The organism is Pseudomonas sp. stari2, from assembly GCF_040760005.1.
Classification (GTDB): domain Bacteria; phylum Pseudomonadota; class Gammaproteobacteria; order Pseudomonadales; family Pseudomonadaceae; genus Aquipseudomonas.
Map to the genome: position 1 here is coordinate 1,772,258 of NZ_CP099760.1, position 16,894 is coordinate 1,789,151.

Annotated in this window: 19 protein-coding genes and 1 tRNA gene; 15 read left to right on the forward strand and 5 right to left on the reverse strand. The window is 58.6% G+C overall.

Going from position 1 to position 16,894, the window contains the following annotated elements:
• Positions 1–9 precede the first annotated feature (9 nt).
• Positions 10–570, reverse strand: coding sequence for a glycine cleavage system protein R (locus NH234_RS08155; protein ID WP_085710242.1), 561 nt, complete (start codon positions 568–570; stop codon positions 10–12).
• Positions 571–882: 312 nt separating this feature from the next.
• Here NH234_RS08155 and dapA point away from each other — a divergent pair, with 312 nt between their 5' ends.
• The 6 genes from dapA (at position 883) to NH234_RS08185 (ending at position 5,416) form a co-directional block, all read left to right on the forward strand.
• The gene (gene dapA, locus NH234_RS08160) at positions 883–1,761 is read left to right on the forward strand and encodes a 4-hydroxy-tetrahydrodipicolinate synthase (RefSeq protein ID WP_085710243.1); all 879 of its coding nucleotides are present in this window, start codon (positions 883–885) and stop codon (positions 1,759–1,761) included.
• Between the two features lie 17 nt (positions 1,762–1,778).
• Positions 1,779–2,894, forward strand: coding sequence for an outer membrane protein assembly factor BamC (gene bamC, locus NH234_RS08165; protein WP_085730009.1), 1,116 nt, complete (start codon positions 1,779–1,781; stop codon positions 2,892–2,894).
• Positions 2,895–2,898: 4 nt separating this feature from the next.
• Positions 2,899–3,657, forward strand: coding sequence for an MBL fold metallo-hydrolase (locus NH234_RS08170; protein WP_085730010.1), 759 nt, complete (start codon positions 2,899–2,901; stop codon positions 3,655–3,657).
• Positions 3,658–3,685: 28 nt separating this feature from the next.
• A complete protein-coding gene (gene purC, locus NH234_RS08175; RefSeq protein WP_085730011.1) occupies positions 3,686–4,399 on the forward strand; it encodes a phosphoribosylaminoimidazolesuccinocarboxamide synthase in 714 nt (237 codons plus the stop codon).
• 83 nt (positions 4,400–4,482) lie between these two features.
• Positions 4,483–4,572, forward strand: a tRNA-Ser gene (locus NH234_RS08180).
• Positions 4,573–5,131: 559 nt separating this feature from the next.
• A complete protein-coding gene (locus NH234_RS08185) occupies positions 5,132–5,416 on the forward strand; it encodes a hypothetical protein (protein WP_367256265.1) in 285 nt (94 codons plus the stop codon).
• A gap of 88 nt (positions 5,417–5,504) precedes the next feature.
• On the opposite strand, the gene NH234_RS08190 is transcribed toward NH234_RS08185, so the two are convergent.
• Positions 5,505–5,798, reverse strand: coding sequence for a DUF3077 domain-containing protein (locus tag NH234_RS08190; protein ID WP_367256267.1), 294 nt, complete (start codon positions 5,796–5,798; stop codon positions 5,505–5,507).
• Between the two features lie 515 nt (positions 5,799–6,313).
• On the opposite strand from NH234_RS08190, the gene NH234_RS08195 reads away from it, so the two are divergent.
• The 3 genes from NH234_RS08195 (at position 6,314) to ppk2 (ending at position 7,824) form a co-directional block, all read left to right on the forward strand.
• On the forward strand, positions 6,314–6,568 hold the full coding sequence (locus NH234_RS08195; RefSeq protein ID WP_367256268.1) for a type II toxin-antitoxin system HicA family toxin: 255 nt from the start codon (positions 6,314–6,316) through the stop codon (positions 6,566–6,568).
• A complete protein-coding gene (locus NH234_RS08200; protein ID WP_323150934.1) occupies positions 6,565–6,897 on the forward strand; it encodes a type II toxin-antitoxin system HicB family antitoxin in 333 nt (110 codons plus the stop codon). Before NH234_RS08195 ends, NH234_RS08200 begins: the two co-directional genes overlap by 4 nt.
• Before the next feature lie 102 nt (positions 6,898–6,999).
• Positions 7,000–7,824 (forward strand): polyphosphate kinase 2, encoded by an 825-nt coding sequence (gene ppk2 / locus NH234_RS08205; protein ID WP_085730014.1) that lies wholly within the window; start codon positions 7,000–7,002, stop codon positions 7,822–7,824.
• 84 nt (positions 7,825–7,908) lie between these two features.
• On the opposite strand, the gene NH234_RS08210 is transcribed toward ppk2, so the two are convergent.
• Positions 7,909–8,100 (reverse strand): DUF1508 domain-containing protein, encoded by a 192-nt coding sequence (locus NH234_RS08210; RefSeq protein WP_085730015.1) that lies wholly within the window; start codon positions 8,098–8,100, stop codon positions 7,909–7,911.
• 240 nt (positions 8,101–8,340) lie between these two features.
• On the opposite strand from NH234_RS08210, the gene NH234_RS08215 reads away from it, so the two are divergent.
• The 3 genes from NH234_RS08215 (at position 8,341) to NH234_RS08225 (ending at position 10,952) form a co-directional block, all read left to right on the forward strand.
• Complete coding sequence (locus tag NH234_RS08215) at positions 8,341–9,261, forward strand: LysR family transcriptional regulator (RefSeq protein WP_085730016.1); 921 nt, start codon at positions 8,341–8,343, stop codon at positions 9,259–9,261.
• Between the two features lie 63 nt (positions 9,262–9,324).
• Entirely contained in the window at positions 9,325–10,533 is a 1,209-nt protein-coding gene (locus NH234_RS08220) for a low temperature requirement protein A (protein ID WP_367256270.1), read from the forward strand.
• 53 nt (positions 10,534–10,586) lie between these two features.
• Positions 10,587–10,952 carry a 5-carboxymethyl-2-hydroxymuconate Delta-isomerase gene (locus NH234_RS08225; RefSeq protein ID WP_282317737.1) on the forward strand — a complete coding sequence of 122 codons (366 nt, stop codon included), beginning with the start codon at positions 10,587–10,589 and terminating at the stop codon, positions 10,950–10,952.
• Positions 10,953–10,955: 3 nt separating this feature from the next.
• Here NH234_RS08225 and NH234_RS08230 read toward each other — a convergent pair whose 3' ends face one another.
• Positions 10,956–11,891: a LysR family transcriptional regulator gene (locus tag NH234_RS08230; protein WP_085730018.1), complete on the reverse strand. Its 936-nt coding sequence runs from the start codon at positions 11,889–11,891 to the stop codon at positions 10,956–10,958.
• A gap of 213 nt (positions 11,892–12,104) precedes the next feature.
• Positions 12,105–13,286 carry a cyanate transporter gene (locus NH234_RS08235; RefSeq protein ID WP_367256272.1) on the reverse strand — a complete coding sequence of 394 codons (1,182 nt, stop codon included), beginning with the start codon at positions 13,284–13,286 and terminating at the stop codon, positions 12,105–12,107.
• A gap of 307 nt (positions 13,287–13,593) precedes the next feature.
• Here NH234_RS08235 and NH234_RS08240 point away from each other — a divergent pair, with 307 nt between their 5' ends.
• From NH234_RS08240 to NH234_RS08250, 3 genes are all read left to right on the forward strand, one after another.
• Entirely contained in the window at positions 13,594–15,237 is a 1,644-nt protein-coding gene (locus tag NH234_RS08240) for a phosphoethanolamine transferase (protein ID WP_085730020.1), read from the forward strand.
• A 131-nt stretch (positions 15,238–15,368) separates the two neighbouring features.
• Complete coding sequence (rnd, locus tag NH234_RS08245; protein WP_085730021.1) at positions 15,369–16,502, forward strand: ribonuclease D; 1,134 nt, start codon at positions 15,369–15,371, stop codon at positions 16,500–16,502.
• A complete protein-coding gene (locus NH234_RS08250) occupies positions 16,499–16,792 on the forward strand; it encodes a YcgL domain-containing protein (protein ID WP_085703814.1) in 294 nt (97 codons plus the stop codon). Before rnd ends, NH234_RS08250 begins: the two co-directional genes overlap by 4 nt.
• The last annotated feature ends 102 nt before the right edge of the window (positions 16,793–16,894 follow it).

Here is a 16,894-nt window from a genome sequence, read left to right on the forward strand (position 1 = left end):
AAAGCTTCCTTACATTGGGTTCTGTGGGCGCCACGGTTCGATCAGTGCGTCGAGGTTCATGGCATCGGCGAAGTCCAGGAACTGGTCGCGCAGCCAGCTGATCTGGGTGCCGGCCGGCAGGGTCACGGTGAACGTGGCGTTGAGCATGGTGCCGCCGGTCTGCGGTGCCTGATAGGTATCGCAAGTCAGGTTTTCCAGCTCGACGTTGTGATCCATGAAGAACTGGCACAGCTCGTTGATGATGTCCGGGCGATAGGCCGAGGACACATAAGCCACGTACGGCAGGGCTTGTGGACGGTTTTCCAGGGCGGCGCTGCGCACCACGTTAACCGTGAACGAATGACGTTTGGCCAGGGTTGGCAGGCTGCCTTCCAGGCGGGCCAGGGCGTCCCAGCTGCCGGAGACTTCGAGCACCAGTGCGCTGCACTCGCCGTGACGAGTCAGACGGGAGGTGACGACCGCGCAGCGGTTTTCATGGCTGGCGCGGCACAGGACGTTGGTCAGCTCCATGGGATTGGCGCCGAGGGCACTGATGACAAGGAATTGTTCGCGAACTGTGGGGGTGGACATGCAGCATTCCTAAAGCGATGAGCGGTCGGTAGGGTGAGGGCGTTGAGTGCCGGGACATACCTGTCCGGAAGACCCGATTCGCCCGTCGCTACGGCTCCAATAATAAGGAAGCCTAAGGCGGCGACGCTGGAACGGGGCCTGGGAGGCCGAAACGGGGGGCTGGAACCCGGCGTACAAGCTGATCAGTACCGATCAAAGTCTGAAGGGTAGCGAAAAGCGGCGCCAAGGGGAATGGCGGCGCTGTACTTCGCTTGTGCAAGCATCTTGGCGCCAGTACCATTACCGCTCTCTTTTTCCGGCAGGAGCGGTTTCATGATTGCGGGCAGTATGGTGGCACTGGTCACACCCATGGATGCACAAGGGCGTCTTGACTGGGACAGCCTCAGCAAACTCGTGGACTTCCATCTCAAGAACGGCACCCATGCCATTGTCGCGGTCGGTACTACCGGCGAGTCGGCAACCCTTGATGTAGAAGAACACATTGCCGTCATCAAAGCCGTGGTCAAACAGGTGGCAGGCCGCATTCCGGTCATCGCCGGTACCGGCGCCAACTCGACCCGCGAAGCCGTCGAGCTGACCCGCAACGCCAAGGAAGCCGGCGCCGATGCCTGCCTGCTGGTCGTCCCGTACTACAACAAGCCGACCCAGGAAGGCCTGTATCAGCACTTCAAGCATATCGCCGAAGCGGTCGATATCCCGCAGATCCTCTACAACGTTCCCGGCCGCACCTCCTGCGACATGCAGGCCGAGACCGTGATCCGTCTGTCCACCGTGCCGAACATCATCGGTATCAAGGAAGCCACTGGCGACCTGAAACGCGCCAAGGCGATCCTCGACGGCGTGAGCAAGGATTTCATCGTGCTGTCCGGCGATGATCCGACCGCAGTCGAGCTGATCCTGCTGGGTGGCAAAGGCAACATTTCCGTCACTGCCAACGTCGCCCCGCGCGAAATGGCCGACCTGTGCGAGGCCGCGCTCAAGGGCGACGCCGAGACCGCACGGGCCATCAACGAAAAACTGATGCCGCTGCACAAGGACCTGTTCATCGAAGCCAACCCGATTCCGGTGAAGTGGGCTTTGGTCGAAATGGGCCTGATGCACGAAGGCATTCGCCTGCCGCTGACCTGGCTGAGCGCTCCTTGTCATGAAACGTTGCGCTCGGCCCTGCGCCAGTGCAGCGTCCTGGTTTAATTGAGGAAGTACAACGCATGAAGCGAATGGCCGGACTTTCCGCACTTGCCTTGATTATCTCCAGCACCAGTGGCTGCGGATGGATCTGGGGCCCGGAAGGTTATTTCCGTGACCGTGGTAGCGACTACCTGGAAGCGAAACAGACTGCACCGATGCAACTGCCAGAAGGTGTCAGCACCTCCAAGCGTCTGGATCCACTGCTGCCGATCCCGCGCAACGTCGCCGACGATACCGCTACCGGCGAATACGTGGTTCCGCGTCCTCAACCACTGTCGGCGATCGCTGACGCCAGCGACTACTCGCTGCAGAAGAGCGGTGATTCGCGATGGGTCATGGGTCAGCATCCACCGGCCGAAGTCTGGCCAGTGGCTGTGCAGTTCTTCCAGGACAACGGTTTCCGTCTGGATGAACAGCGTCCGCAAACCGGTGAATTCACTACCACCTGGCAACATTCCGACGAGCTGTCCGCCGCCATGGCCAAGCGCCTGAGTGCTGCCGGCGTCGCCGCCGACAGCGAAACCCGCGTACGGGTTCGCATCGAGCCTGGCGTACAGCGCAATACCAGTGAAATCTACGTAGTCAGCGCCGAGCGTCCTGCCGGCAGCACCGCCAACGTCGACTTCACCAATCGTTCGGTCAATACCGGTCTGGACGCTGCACTGGTCGACGACATGCTCGCGAGCATGAGCCGTACCTCCGAGAAGGGTGGTTCGGTGTCGATGCTGGCATCGCGTGATTTCGATACCCCGAGCCGCGTCAGCCTCAGCGAGGACGGCAGCGGCAACCCGGTATTGAACGTCGGTTCCGACCTGGACCGTGCCTGGTCGAGCGTCGGTCGTGCGCTGGAGCAAGGTCAATGGCGCGTTGAAGACATCAACCGCAGCCTGGGCTTGTACTACATCAACCTGGCCGAAAAAGCCGAGAAGAAAGACGAGAAGCCTGGTTTCTTCAGCAGCCTGTTCGGCAGTGCGCCGACCAAGGAAGAAGTTGAAGCCCGTGCCGAGCGTTATCAGGTTCGCCTGAGCAAGGTTGGCGATAACGTTCAGGTCACCGTCGAGAAAAACATCAACACCGTTGCGCCGGCTGATGTGGCTCGCAAAGTGTTGAGCGTGATTCAGGACAATCTGGGCTGATCCAATGCGTTTTGCCGTTCTCGGCAGCGGTAGCCAAGGGAACGGCACGCTGATCGCCAGTGCTGATACGTATGTGCTGGTGGATTGTGGTTTTTCCCTGCGAGAAACCGAAAAACGTCTGTTGCGCCTGGGTGTGAGCCCGGCGCAACTGAGCGCGATACTCGTGACCCACGAACATGCCGACCACGTGCATGGCGTGGGTTTGCTGTCTCGGCGCTACAATCTGCCGGTCTACCTCAGTCGCGGCACACTGCGCGGGATGCGCAAACCGATTGAACCCGCAGGCTTCGTGGCCGGCGGCGAGCAACTGCAGATCGGAGCTCTGGACATCCGGGTTATTGCCGTGGCCCACGATGCACAGGAACCGACCCAATATGTATTCAGCGATGGTGAGCGGCGTTTCGGCCTGCTGACCGATCTGGGTTCATACTGTGAGCGGGTGCTGGATGGCTATCGGGACCTCGATGCGTTGATGATCGAGTCCAATCATTGCCGAGACATGCTGGCCCGTGGTCATTACCCGTACTTTCTCAAGCAGCGGGTGGGCGGCGAGCTGGGACATTTGAACAACCATCAGGCGGCATTCCTGGTGGCCGAGTTGGGCTGGCAAGGCCTGCAACACCTGGTCCTGGCCCATCTGAGCAGCAAGAACAACCTGCCGCAGCTGGCCCGGCAATGTTTTGTCGACACCCTCGGGTGCGACCCGGACTGGCTGCAACTGGCCGATCAAGATTCAGGGCTCGACTGGCGTCACATCGCCTAGCCCATCTACTTAGCAAGCGGAGCCCATCATGGAAAAACGTGAAGAACTCTACCGCGGCAAAGCCAAATCGGTTTACAAGACCGACGACGCTGACCGCTTGATCCTGCTGTTTCGCAACGACACTTCGGCGTTCGACGGCAAGCGCATCGAGCAGCTCGACCGCAAAGGCATGGTGAACAACAAGTTCAACGCCTTCATCATGCAGAAACTCGAAGCGGCCGGCATTCCGACCCAATTCGACAGACTGCTGGCTGACAACGAAGTCCTGGTGAAAAAACTCGACATGATTCCGGTCGAGTGCGTCGTGCGTAACTACGCCGCCGGCAGCCTGGTCAAGCGTCTGGGCGTCGAGGAGGGCATGAAGCTCAACCCTTACACCTTCGAACTGTTCCTGAAGGACGACGCCAAGGGCGACCCGTTCATCAACGAATCCCACGTCGTGGCGTTCGGCTGGGGCACCGCCGAGCAACTGGCGCGCATGAAAGAACTGTCGCTCAAGGTCAACGAAGTCCTGAGCAAACTGTTCGACGACGCAGGCCTGCTGCTGGTGGACTTCAAGCTTGAATTCGGCGTGTTCAGCGATGGCTCCATCGTCCTGGGCGACGAGTTCAGCCCGGACGGCTGCCGTCTGTGGGACAAGGACACCAAGAAGAAGATGGACAAGGACCGCTTCCGTCAGGGCCTCGGTGACGTCATCGAAGCCTATGAAGAAGTTGCCCACCGTCTGGGCGTACCGCTTTAATCGACGCAAGCATCTGATAGCACGGAGAAAATTTCGAAAGAGGGTTTGCTTTCGATAAAAGTGTTGTTATGATGCGCGCCGTTGGAGAGATGCCAGAGTGGCCGAATGGGACGGATTCGAAATCCGTTGTACCTTCACCGGTACCTAGGGTTCGAATCCCTATCTCTCCGCCATACACAGAAAAAGCCCCGCAGATGAAAATCTACGGGGCTTTTTCGTTTCTGAGAGTTTTTACTCGGATCGTTTATTGACGCATTAGAGTTGGATCTCTAGATCAATACAGACGAGCAACATTCATCGCTTTTCCTGGAAAGCCAACTCTGCCTGCGTGGGATCCTTTCCAACAGGTTTGCGTTAACGCCGTTACTCCCATGACCCTTTATCGCCTGAGCTTTCCAAGTGATTCCATTGAGCTACCATCGTTGGAAAAATGGAGGTTTGTATGAAAAAGGTTTTTTCTGTAGCCGTTATAGCAATCTCGGTAGCGCTTTCAGCGAGCGTTTACGCACGTGGAAGCAGCTTCGGTAGTCATTCCTCGTTCAAGTCCGGCTACTCCAGCGGAAGTCGTTCTGACCATTCGGTTAGTGGGTATACGCGAAGCAATGGAACGTATGTTCGCCCCTCTCATGCTACAAACCCAGACTCCACCAGGAACAATAACTACAGCACCAAGGGCAATGTGAATCCGTACACAGGAAAACCCGGCACTAAACCGCGTGATGGCTTGTAGTTATGAATCTGCCAGAGAAGGCACTTTATTCAATTGTGCTGCTTGTCTTGAGTCTGGGGAGCACGACAATTTTCGCAGATACGTTTGATGGCTACGAATGCACGGATGATTGCTCAGGACATCAGGCTGGGTATGACTGGGCCGAGCAAAAAGGAATTGACGATGAAAATTCCTGTAGCACCCCATCAGAGTCCTTTAACGAAGGTTGTCAGTCGTTTGTCGAAGGAGGCGCCGGCGTTATTTCAACGGACGATGATGGCGATGAAGAAAACGATGATGACGAATGAACGCTCGTGAGAGAGGCCCCGTAGATGCAGGATTACGGGGCTTCCTTATTGCAGAGAAGAGCCAGCTAGTTTCCGGGTGAGGTAACCGTCATTTCGCAGTTTTCGGCGACATCTTCATGGCCTTCGACGAAACCGCCTTCACCACATCATCAACAACCGCCTTACCCATCTCCGTCAAAAAATGTGCAGCCCAGGCATATCGGTCCGTTTCTCTAATGAATGCCGCATCTTCCGCAAGTGCCTTGGCGAGAGCCAGTAGGTCGGAAGCTTGAGCCAGCGCCTGGCTGACAGGCACTCCGGCGCAGACATGAAATAGCGGATTGTCAGAACAATAGAGAAAGGGAGTGGTTCCGGCGGTTTTTTCTTCAGGTGCATCATGCATGTGTAACTCCTTGACTGTGAGGAGCTGCCACTTTCGTTTCCAAGCGAATGGGTGGCAGCTGTACGCAGGTTGGAAACCGGGAGTCAAGGAGACCGGCACGCCCGAGGGCGTCCCACGCACAGCCGCCATAAAGCAAATATACGGGCGTAAGAAAACGCCAGCATTTGTAGGGGCGCTGTTGCGTGACTCGTCGGGTTTCCAAGCCCGGCCGCTGATATGCAGCGACGTCTTGAGAGTATCCCGACGAAATGAGGCCGAACAAGGCGGCAATCAGCCACTTTGCACAGCAATCGTCTGTTCGCACGCAACTCGCAGATTTTGCCTACAACCTCGTTGAGAGTCATCCGATTATTCTGGTGACCGTGCCAAACAGACTCTGAATAACTGCTATAGAAACGCCGCTTTCCTGACTCTGGACAAGCGGCGTTTGCGCACGTTTTTGAGAGTTTTACTTCACGCATCAGCGGTGTGAATCAGAGTCGCTGTGCCCTTGCGCGGTATCATGATGTAATACTATGAATAATAAACAGCTGAGCACCCTCAAAGCCGTATTTTCAAGACCCACTCCAGCTACGTTGGAGTGGGCCCGCATCGAATCTCTGTTCGGAGGGGTGGGCGCGAGAACGATCGAGGGCAATGGATCTCGTGTACGTTTTGAATTGAATGGTGTGGTCGCCACTTTTCACCGACCCCATCCAGATAAAGAAGCAAAGCCCTATCAGGTTCGTGATGCCCGGGCTTTCCTCGAACAAGCAGGAGTCACACCATGAACGTGATGAACTACAACGGCTATGCCGCCCGTATTGAGTACAGTGACGAGGACGGTCTGTTTGTTGGCCACATCGCGGGAATCAAGGATGTTGTGGGTTTTCATGGCGAGTCGGTCAAAGAGCTCCGACAGGCATTTGAAGAGGCAGTCACCGACTATCTGGAAACCTGCGCCAAGCTCGGAAGAGCGCCACAGAAACCTTATTCGGGCAACCTCAGTCTGCGTCTGGCGCCCGCGCTTCACGCGACTGTTGCCGTGAAGGCCCAGCTGGCTCGAAAGAGTATCAATCAGTGGGTCGCTGAAGTGCTTGATCGAGAAGCACACGCCTGAGCCGCGGCTCGTATTCCCAATTAACTGACTAAACTCCTGCATTCCAGCTCATGGGCCGCCATAACTCCGGCGGTCAGCCCCTTCAATGCATGAGGTTCGGTCATGGCAAAGGGAAAGAAGAAAGACTCGCCCAAAGACACCCCCGCAGATCGCCCGAAACTGTCGAGCAAAGACTATCTGGCGGAGTTGCGTCGACTGCACGTTGAGCTCGTCAAACTGCAGGAATGGGTGAGGGCTGAGGGCATCAAGGTCTGTGTAATTTTCGAAGGGCGTGATGGTGCGGGTAAAGGCGGGACGATCAAGGCGCTTACTGATCGGGTCAGCCCGCGGGTTTTCCGGGTGGTAGCGTTGCCGGCCCCGAGCGAGCGTGAGAAGAGCCAGATGTATCTGCAGCGCTACCTGCCTTATCTGCCGGCGGCCGGTGAGGTGGTGATCTTCGATCGCAGTTGGTACAACCGCGCCGGTGTCGAGCGGGTGATGGGGTTCTGTACCGAGAATCAGGCTGAAAAATTTCTCAAGACGGTGCCCCTGGTGGAGCGTGCCATCGTCGATTCCGGGGTGATTCTGCTCAAGTACTGGTTGAACGTCAGTCAGGAAGAGCAGACCCGTCGGCTGGAAGAGCGTATCAAGGACGGTCGAAAGATCTGGAAACTGTCTCCCATGGATCTCAAGTCGTACAGCCGCTGGTATGACTACTCGCGGGCGCGTGACGACATGATCAAGGCAACCGATACCGAATATGCACCCTGGCTGGTGGCCGACTCGAATGACAAGCGGCGAGCGCGTCTGAATATCATCTCCGATCTTCTCAGCCGCATTCCGTACAAGAGTGTTTCGCGCGAGAAGGTTGAGCTACCCAAGCGGCAGAAGCCTGGGGGCTACAAGGAGTCGGATTATCCCTTCCGGCACATCCCCGAGAAGTTCTGAAGACAGGGGGGCGTCAGTCTCGGAAAGTCCCGCAGATGAAAATCCGCGGGGCTTTTTCGCTTCTGCAGGGTTATCAGCCGGCGGTCAAATCTCCTTGACCGGCGTATCCCCCTGCACACCCTTGATCAACTCGATCACATGCAGACAATCCGCCTTGTTCACATACGACTCCCCACTGGCAACCGTCTCATGGTTCCCCGCCCGTAGCCGCCAGCGCCATTGGCCCTTACCGGTGCTCGGGGTGCCCCTGGATTGCCTGTAAATCTCGAAATACATTCAGTTCGCTCCATGCGATGGGATATTGCGACAACCTGTTTGGCGCATCGTCGCAAGCCTAGCGGAGCCCTGTTATTTGGCTATCGGGGATTTGTTTCCAATCGTTGGATCATGTTTCTGCGAAGCGCAGTGCAGGGCCTCAGGATTGGCCTTCTGAGGATCAACTGGACCATTCGCGCATAGACGATAACGACAGGGCTTTCTACACTGCCCGCAATCCGGGGACTGGGGGGGCAATGGATGAACCGCAATGAACTTCGCAAGGCCGACATCAACCTGATGGTGGTGTTCGAGACCTTGATGCTCGAACGCAATGTGACCCGGGCCGCCGAGAAACTGTTTCTCGGCCAGCCGACCATCAGCTCGGCGCTCAATCGCTTGCGCACGATGCTCAACGATCCGCTGTTCATCCGCGTCGGCCACCGCATGGAGCCGACGGCCCGCGCCGAAGATATCTATCGCCATTTGAAACCCGCGCTGGACTCGTTGTCAGTGGCGCTGAGCCTGACCCGTGATTTCGATCCCGCCGTCAGCACCATGACGTTTCGCATCGGCCTGTCGGATGACGTCGAATTCGGTCTGTTGCCACCGCTGTTGCGTGCCTTGCGCCAGGAAGCACCGAACGTGGCGTTCGTGGTGCAGCATGTCGATTACTGGCGGATTCCCGATCTGCTGGCCGCTGGCGACATCACCGTCGGCATCAGCCAGACCCGTGGCCTGCCGGCCAATGCCAAACGCAAGCTGCTGCGACATATTCAGCCGAGCATCCTGCGCGCCGACAAGTCCGCCACACCGCTGACCCTCGATGAATATTGCGCCCGCCCGCATGTGCTGGTTTCTCACACCGCCAACGTCAGTGGCTACGCCGATGAGTGGCTGGCGGATATAGGTCGCACCCGTCAGGTGGTGTTGTCGGTGCCGCAGTACAGTTCGTTGCCGGCGCTGCTGGCCGGCACCGATCTGATCGCCAGCCTGCCGGACTACACCGCCGAAGCCATGGCCGCCTCGGGCCTGCTGTTCAAGGAGCCGTTCCCGTTCAAGACTCCGACGCTCGACCTGTCGATGGTCTGGCTCAGCCATGTCGACAGCGACCCGGCCGAGCGCTGGCTGCGTTCGCGGCTGGAGCAGTTCATGAGTGAGCGGCCTCACTCTCCGCTCTGACTTGCCGAGCCGTGGTCCGGCTGCTTTGCTGAGTACACCTGAACTCGGTGGAGCCTCGATCCCATGAGCATTTCCCGTGGTTTGCTGCGTGGGCGCGGCGGTCTCGATAGCGGCAAGGTCGGCATGGTCGAGCTGTTTTTCGATCTGGTGTTCGTGTTCGCCGTGACTCAGCTGTCCCACACCTTGCTCGCGCACTTGTCGGTGCTCGGTGCGGTGCAGGTGACCCTGATAATGGTCGCGGTGTGGTGGGTGTGGATCTTCACGTCCTGGATCACCAACTGGCTCGATCCGGAAAAACTGCCGGTGCGCCTCGGGCTGTTCGGTCTGATGATCGCCGGTTTGCTGCTTTCGTCTTCGATTCCCAAGGCATTCACCGAGCGCGGTCTGATGTTCGCGGCGGCGTTCGTGTTCATGCAGGTCGGGCGCACGCTGTTCGCAATCTGGGCGGTACGCGGCGAGTCGCTGAACATGACGCGCAACTTCCAGCGCATCCTCGCGTGGCTGGTGTTGTCCGGGGTGTTCTGGATCGGCGGGGCGTTAGTCGAAGGCGAGCAGCGGCTACTTTGCTGGGCGCTGGCGCTGCTGATCGAACTGATTTCGCCGTCGCTGTATTTCTGGGTGCCGGGGCTGGGACGCTCGTCATTGAGCGACTGGAATGTCGAAGGCAATCACATGGCCGAGCGTTGCGCGCTGTTCGTGATCATCGCTCTGGGTGAGTCGTTGCTGGTGACCGGTGCGACCTTTGCCGAACTGGTTCCGGGCCGCGATGGACTGCTGGCGTTTCTGGTGGCGGTGCTGGGCAGCATCGCCATGTGGTGGGTGTACTTTGACAGCGGTGCGGAGCGCGCGCACCACCGTATCGCTCATTCCGCCGACCCCGGGCGCCAGGCGCGAATCGCCTACACCTACCTGCATGTGCTGATTGTCGCCGGGGTCATTGTCAGCGCGGTGGCCGACGAACTGGTGCTGGTGCACCCGGATCATGCCAGCGATGCCGGCATCTTCGTGATCGTTGCCGGGCCGTGGTTGTTCCTGCTCGGCAATGCACTGTTCAAGTGGGTCATGGCTGACCGACCGTTTCCACCGTTATCCCATGTATTCGGATTGGTAGTGCTCGTGCTGCTGTTGCCGCTGGCACTGAATCACTGGTTTTCAGCCTTGGCGCTGGGCGCGTTGACCACGGCAGTCGTGGTGCTGGTAGCGATCTGGGAAACCCTGGCACTGCGTCGGGGACTTCCCGTCCCAGTGTCGGAAAAAGCCGCAGGAGAGTAGGGTGCAGCTGTGTTATATGTACGGCCTTTCTGCCGACTGACTGGAGTCTCCCGATGCCACACCTGCACATGGAATACACCGCCAACCTGCCGCAACTGAACGCCGATGTGGCGTTGATCCGGCTCAACAACACCCTGGTGGGTTCCGGTCAGTTCGCGGCGGAGTTCGATATCAAGAGTCGTGCGCTCAAGGTGGAGACCTTCAAGGTCGGCACCTCCATGAGCGAGCGGGCCTTTGTGGCGGTGAGGCTGGCGCTGCTCAGCGGTCGTTCCCCGGAGATCAAGAAGCAACTCTCGCAAAACCTGTTGGCGGTGCTGCAGGACCTTTGCGAATGGCCGGCCGGTGTCGAGGTGCAGTTGAGCGTGGAACTGCTCGATATCGACCGCGAGTCCTACAGCAAAGTCGCCATCGGCGTGTAAGACTCAGGCCGCCTCCAGCTCCGCGCAGGTCTTGATGACCTGCTCGCGCAGCCAGAGGTTGGCGCTGTCCTGATCGACGTTGTGGCTCCACTGCATGTCGAGGGTGAAACCTGGCAGGCCGTTGGGGGCCTCGCAGTGATTGAACACCGCGTCGTTGGTCAGCAAACGCTGGATACGCCGGGGCAGGGTGAGGATGAAATCGGTGCCGGTGATCATCTTCAACGCTGCGCTGTAGCTGTTGGAACGGGCGACGATCTGACGCTTCTGTGCCTGCCGTGCCAGCCAGCCATCGACCATATTGGTGGTGGACGTCCAAGGCGTGGGGAACACATGCCGGCGTTCGGTGAAGGCTTGCAGGCTCAGGCGCGGCTCCAGCGGCGTTGCGCGTTTATCGAAGACGCAGACCAGGTCATCTTCCAGCAGCATCTGCGATTTCAGGTCGGTATGGCTGCGGTGGAAGTGCGGACCGAAACAGATCACCAGATCGAGGCTGCCATCGCGCAGTTCCTGCGCTGGCACGTCGGTTTCGAACTTGTGCATGTTGACCATCACCGGAAGGTCGTCGAAGTCGAAACGCTTGAGCATGCGCGGCAGGATCAGTTGCTCGAAATATTCCGGGGCGCAGATGTTGAAGGTCACCGGTTGCGCCATCGGGTCGAAGGTCGGGGCGCCGGCGTGGCACAGGTTGATGCTTTCGAGGATTTTCTGCACATGGCCATACATGCTGCTGGCCTTGTAGGTCGGGCGCATGCCCGTGCGGGTGTTGACGAACAATTCGTCTTCAAAACTGGTACGCAGTTTCTTCAGGCAGTAACTGACGGTGGACTGACTGACAAACAGCGCCTCCGACACATCGGTGACGCTGCTTTGCTCATACACGGCGACAAACACCATGAGATCCTGCATGTCGAGCTTTCTAAGCAAGTTACTGTTCAGCATCCGTTCTGTCTCGCTGTGCTCCTTGCGCCGAATCCGCGCAAACGTGTGCGCATGATCGTAACGGAACGATGGTGCCAGGAGAAAGCCCTGTAGGATTTTTCACGGACAGTTGTGGGACAGAAAGTTTTAGTAATACGACGTGTCAAAACGATCCTGTAAAAGATGGCCAGAAGCCTTTAGCCAGAGGGGTGAAGCACCGTGCACAACGCCCGATCAGCGAAAGTGCCGGGCGTAACGCCGAGGGTCGAAGTGCCCCACGATCAACAGCATGAGCGCCATGACAGCTGTCAGCGACCACCAGGCCCATTCGAAGCTGCCCAGTTGATCGCGGATCATCCCGGCCAGCAGGGGTGAAAGGCCCGCAATCAGATAACCGATCCCTTGCACAAAAGCGGTCAGAGCGCCGGCGCGCTGCGGATTGTCGAGGTGATCGAGGGAGACGATCAGGCTCATCGGGAACAGCCCGCCAATTCCCAGGCCCAGCAGGCACGGCCACAACAGGCTCAGAAGTTGTGGGCTGAGGATCAAGCCGCAGAACCCGGCGATGATCAGCGCCAGCAGGGCGCCCAGTACCCAACGTCGGTCACGGCTGCGGTTGGCGATAGCGGGAACCACCAGACCGGAAATCACCTCCATGGCCGTCAGAAAACCCAACAGCAGACCGGCGTTCTGTTCGCTCCAGCCGTTTTCCACGTAGTACGGAGCCAGCCACGCGAGTACGCAGGTGTAGGACGCTGTCCCCAGACCGAAGAAGATGGCGAGCAGCCAGGCGCGGGAATGGGTGAAGAAGGCCTCCTTCTTCACGGCGGTGGTGATGGAGGGTACGTCATCGCGTTGTGCCAGCCAGAAAAACAAGGCGAGCAACGCCAGTGCCGCCCAGATCGCCAGCCCCGCCCGCCAGCTGCCGGTACCAAGCATCACCTGAGGCGCGAACGAAGCGGCCAGCGCGGCACCGCCCATGATCGATGTGACATACAGCCCCATGCACAACGCCACGTTGTCGGGAAATCTCGACTTGATCAGGGCCGGCATTAACGCTTGAATCAGCGCGATGCCGATCCCGGCAAGGACGGCGCTGACGATCAGCTGCGCCGCCGAGTCGAGAAACAGCCGCGACAGCGTTGCCAGTCCGATGATCAGCAACGACAGCACCACCGTGCGCCGTTCCCCCAGACGCTGGCTGATGCCGATCCCGAAAAACATCGCCAGCCCCATGGCCATCACCGGCAGCATGGTCAGCAGCGAGGCGAGGCTGAAGCTCAACGGTATGTCGCCGCGAATCGCCGACAGCAAAGGCCCGACGGCGGCCATCGACGGGCGCAGGTTAAGAGCGACAAGGACGATGCCAAGCATCAGCCAGACGGCGGGGCGGGCAGTGGCGCGAACGTTTTCCATCTTCAGACCTTTGAATCAGAGGCTGTCGATTAGGCGGGCGCGCTAGTGGCGCCGGCAAATCAGAAAATCCCGAGGAGTATTTAAAAAGTCGATACGCCTCCCGTGCGCTCTGCCGGAGCGAGCTGTATTTTTTCTGAATCACACCTGACGAATGTTCAGAATTCATGGTTATTTCATGAGCCAACTAATCGTTGGCTTCTTTTTCACAAAAAATTGATGGGGGCCTGCGTAGAGTTTTCATCGCCCGGGTCAATGAAGTTTTCACAATTGGCCACGGCGCTTCTTTTCAGGAAATAGCCCCCCGCCTATGTTGAAGTTAAAAGCCGTGCGCCCGGAATGGGTGACGTTGTTTGCCAGCGCCTTTCTTTTGATCGGATTCAATTTCGTACTTTGGCAACATCTCCTCGAGATTACCGGTGCCGGCGGCATCACCATGGGCATTGCGTTCGGGGTGATGATCTTCGCGGCATACAACATCGTGCTGACCCTTCTGGCGTTTCGCCCGGTATTGAAACCGGTGTTGGCGGCGCTGTTTCTGATCAGTGCCGGTGTGGCTTATTTCATGAGTCAGTATGGCGTGATGATTGACGCCGGCATGTTTCGCAACTTCGCTGAAACCAATGCCACCGAAGTTCGTGATCTGCTGTCATTGAAGTTGTTCGCCTATATGTTGTTTTTGGGCGTATTGCCGTCGTGGTTGTTGTGGAAGTTGCCCGTTGAATATCGTCGCTGGCACCGAGAGTTATTAAGCAAAGTTGTGGTGTGTGCAGCATCGGTCGCCGTGATTGGCGGCGTGGCGCTGGTCAACTATCAGGGCTTGTCTTCGCTGTTTCGCAACCACCACGAATTGCGCCTGATGTTGGTGCCGAGCAATTACATCGGCGCGTCGGCCGGCTATCTGCGGGAACAGGTGGTTTCCGCCCGGCAACCGTTCATCAAGATCGGTGAAGACGCCCAGCGTAACCCCGCACTGCAAAACCGTCCGCGCAAGTCGCTGACCGTGCTGGTGGTGGGCGAAAGTGCCCGGGCGGAGAACTTCGGCATCCTCGGTTACGGCCGTGATACGACGCCGAAACTGGACAAGGAAGCAGGTTTGATCGCCTTCACTGACGTGCATTCCTGCGGCACGGAAACGGCCGTGTCGGTGCCGTGCATGTTCTCCAACATGGGCCGCAAGGATTACGACGCCAGCAAGGCGAAGAATGAAGAAGGGCTGCTGGACGTGCTCAAACGCGCCGGCATCGATGTGATCTGGCGCGACAACCAGTCGGGTTGCAAAGGCACCTGCGATCGCGTCACCCTGCAGGATGTGAGTAATCTGAAAGACCCGGCACTTTGCGCCAACAGCGAATGCCGTGACGAAATCCTCCTGCAAGGCCTGCAGAGTTTCATTGATCACCTGGACAAGGACACCGTGCTGGTGCTGCACCAGATGGGCAGCCACGGCCCGGAATACTTCAAGCGTTATCCCAAGGAATACGAGCACTTCACGCCAGTGTGTGAAAGCAACGCGCTGAACAATTGCAGCCGCGAGAGCATCGTCAACGGTTACGACAATACGCTGGTGTACACCGACCATGTGCTGTCGAGCCTGATCGATGTGTTGCGCAGCAATCAGGAGAAAGTCGATACCGCCATGCTGTACCTCTCCGATCACGGCGAGTCCCTGGGCGAGTACAACCTGTTCCTGCACGGCACGCCATACATGCTGGCGCCGGAACAACAGAAACATGTGGCGATGCTGGCGTGGTTCTCTGACAGCTATCAGAAGTCCTATTCGGTCGACACCCATTGCCTGCAATTGAGCCGCGACAAACCGTTGAGCCAGGACAACCTGTTCCATTCGATGCTCGGTCTGCTGGAAGTGCAGAGCAAGGTCTATCAGCACGATCTGGATCTGTTTGCCGGTTGCCGTGGTGCGGTCATCGACGGCGTATTGGCCAAGGACTGATCCGTCGGAATTGTTCTGTAAGACTATTCTTGCTGGCAGGCAGGAGATTTCATCAACGCTCTTGCCCTGCAGAGGCGCGGAAAGCGCCGGTGGCGATATATACTGCGCGCCATTCTTGAAGGGAGAGCCGTGTGGCCATCGATATTCACTGGATTCGCGACAACGATAGCCTCGCGCAGTTTTGCGCCGAGTGGCAGCAGCTGCCTTTCGTTGCCCTCGACACCGAATTCATGCGGGTCGACACCTTCTACCCGATTGCCGGTCTGTTGCAGGTCGGCGACGGCAAACGCGCCTATCTGATCGACCCGCTGACCATTGACGCCTGGCAACCGCTGGCGGCGTTGCTGGAAAACCCGGCGGTGCTCAAAGTTCTGCACGCCTGCAGCGAAGACCTCGAAGTCCTGCTGCGCCTGACCGGCAGCCTGCCGGCGCCGCTGTTCGACACGCAACTGGCTGCGGCCTACCTGAACCTCGGGTTCTCGATGGGCTATTCGCGTCTGGTGCAGGAAGTGCTTGGCATCGAACTGCCGAAGGGCGAAACCCGTTCCGACTGGTTGCAGCGTCCGTTGTCCGACACGCAAATCAGCTATGCCGCCGAAGACGCCGTGCATCTTGCGGAAGTTTTCGTACAACTGCGTCCGAAACTGTCTGACGACAAATTTTCCTGGGTGCTGGAGGACGGCGCCGAACTGGTCGCCAACCTGCGTCGCGAGACCGATCCGTACGAGGTGTATCGCGAGGCGAAACTGGCGTGGAAACTGTCCCGCGCACAACTCGCTGTTCTGCGCGAACTGTGCGCCTGGCGTGAGCGCGAGGCCCGTGCCCGCGACCTGCCGCGCAACCGTATCGTCCGTGAGCATTCGTTGTGGCCGCTGGCCCGCACGCAACCGGACAACCTCAGCGCGCTGGGCAAGATCGAAGACATGCACCCGCGTACCGTGCGTCAGGACGGCGAGTTTCTGCTTGATCTGATCAAGCGCTCTGGCAGTGTGGGGCCTGATCAGTGGCCGCCAGCCGTGCCGGAGCCGCTGCCGATCGAAGCTGCCGCGCTGATCAAGCAACTGCGCGCCTTGGGCCAGGCCGAGGCCGAACGCCTGGGCATCGCACCGGAACTGATGCTGCGCAAGAAAACCCTCGAAGCGCTGGTCAAAAGCGGCTTCCCCGAGGGCCCTTACCAATTGCCTGATTCGCTGCGTGGCTGGCGCCGCGAATTGATGGGCCAGAAGCTGCTCGACAGCCTGGCCACTGCCGGAGAACAGCCATGAAACGTATTTGCTCCATTTACCAAAGTTCGAAGAAAAGCGGCATGTACCTTTACGTGCTCAAAAGCGATGCCCTGGAGCGTGTGCCGGAAGGCCTGATGGCGGCGTTCGGCAAGGCGAAGCATTCCTTCGATCTGGTGCTGACCCCCGAGCGCAAGCTGGCCAGCGAAGACATCGCCGTCGTCCTGGAGAACCTCGACAAGCAGGGCTATCACCTGCAGATGCCGCCGGCCGAGGAAGAGTACATCGAGCACTTGCCGGAAGAGTTGCTGCGACGCAACGACCCGGTCTGACCTGCGAGGCCCGGTCCCGGGCCTCTTGTAATCCCTGGAACTGTTTTTACGGCGACGACTGCCACGAAGTGGGCGGCCGTCTGCACGGTTTGCGAAAGGTTT

Excerpts from the sequence above, each read along its gene's own strand:
- NH234_RS08155 (WP_085710242.1), bottom strand. The coding sequence starts at position 570 with ATGTCCACCCCCACAGTTCGCGAACAATTCCTTGTCATCAGTGCCCTC.
- dapA (WP_085710243.1), top strand. The coding sequence starts at position 883 with ATGATTGCGGGCAGTATGGTGGCACTGGTCACACCCATGGATGCACAA.
- bamC (WP_085730009.1), top strand. The coding sequence starts at position 1,779 with ATGAAGCGAATGGCCGGACTTTCCGCACTTGCCTTGATTATCTCCAGC.
- NH234_RS08170 (WP_085730010.1), top strand. The coding sequence starts at position 2,899 with ATGCGTTTTGCCGTTCTCGGCAGCGGTAGCCAAGGGAACGGCACGCTG.
- purC (WP_085730011.1), top strand. The coding sequence starts at position 3,686 with ATGGAAAAACGTGAAGAACTCTACCGCGGCAAAGCCAAATCGGTTTAC.
- NH234_RS08185 (WP_367256265.1), top strand. The coding sequence starts at position 5,132 with ATGAATCTGCCAGAGAAGGCACTTTATTCAATTGTGCTGCTTGTCTTG.
- NH234_RS08190 (WP_367256267.1), bottom strand. The coding sequence starts at position 5,798 with ATGCATGATGCACCTGAAGAAAAAACCGCCGGAACCACTCCCTTTCTC.
- NH234_RS08195 (WP_367256268.1), top strand. The coding sequence starts at position 6,314 with ATGAATAATAAACAGCTGAGCACCCTCAAAGCCGTATTTTCAAGACCC.
- NH234_RS08200 (WP_323150934.1), top strand. The coding sequence starts at position 6,565 with ATGAACGTGATGAACTACAACGGCTATGCCGCCCGTATTGAGTACAGT.
- ppk2 (WP_085730014.1), top strand. The coding sequence starts at position 7,000 with ATGGCAAAGGGAAAGAAGAAAGACTCGCCCAAAGACACCCCCGCAGAT.
- NH234_RS08210 (WP_085730015.1), bottom strand. The coding sequence starts at position 8,100 with ATGTATTTCGAGATTTACAGGCAATCCAGGGGCACCCCGAGCACCGGT.
- NH234_RS08215 (WP_085730016.1), top strand. The coding sequence starts at position 8,341 with ATGAACCGCAATGAACTTCGCAAGGCCGACATCAACCTGATGGTGGTG.
- NH234_RS08220 (WP_367256270.1), top strand. The coding sequence starts at position 9,325 with ATGAGCATTTCCCGTGGTTTGCTGCGTGGGCGCGGCGGTCTCGATAGC.
- NH234_RS08225 (WP_282317737.1), top strand. The coding sequence starts at position 10,587 with ATGCCACACCTGCACATGGAATACACCGCCAACCTGCCGCAACTGAAC.
- NH234_RS08230 (WP_085730018.1), bottom strand. The coding sequence starts at position 11,891 with ATGCTGAACAGTAACTTGCTTAGAAAGCTCGACATGCAGGATCTCATG.
- NH234_RS08235 (WP_367256272.1), bottom strand. The coding sequence starts at position 13,286 with ATGGAAAACGTTCGCGCCACTGCCCGCCCCGCCGTCTGGCTGATGCTT.
- NH234_RS08240 (WP_085730020.1), top strand. The coding sequence starts at position 13,594 with ATGTTGAAGTTAAAAGCCGTGCGCCCGGAATGGGTGACGTTGTTTGCC.
- NH234_RS08250 (WP_085703814.1), top strand. The coding sequence starts at position 16,499 with ATGAAACGTATTTGCTCCATTTACCAAAGTTCGAAGAAAAGCGGCATG.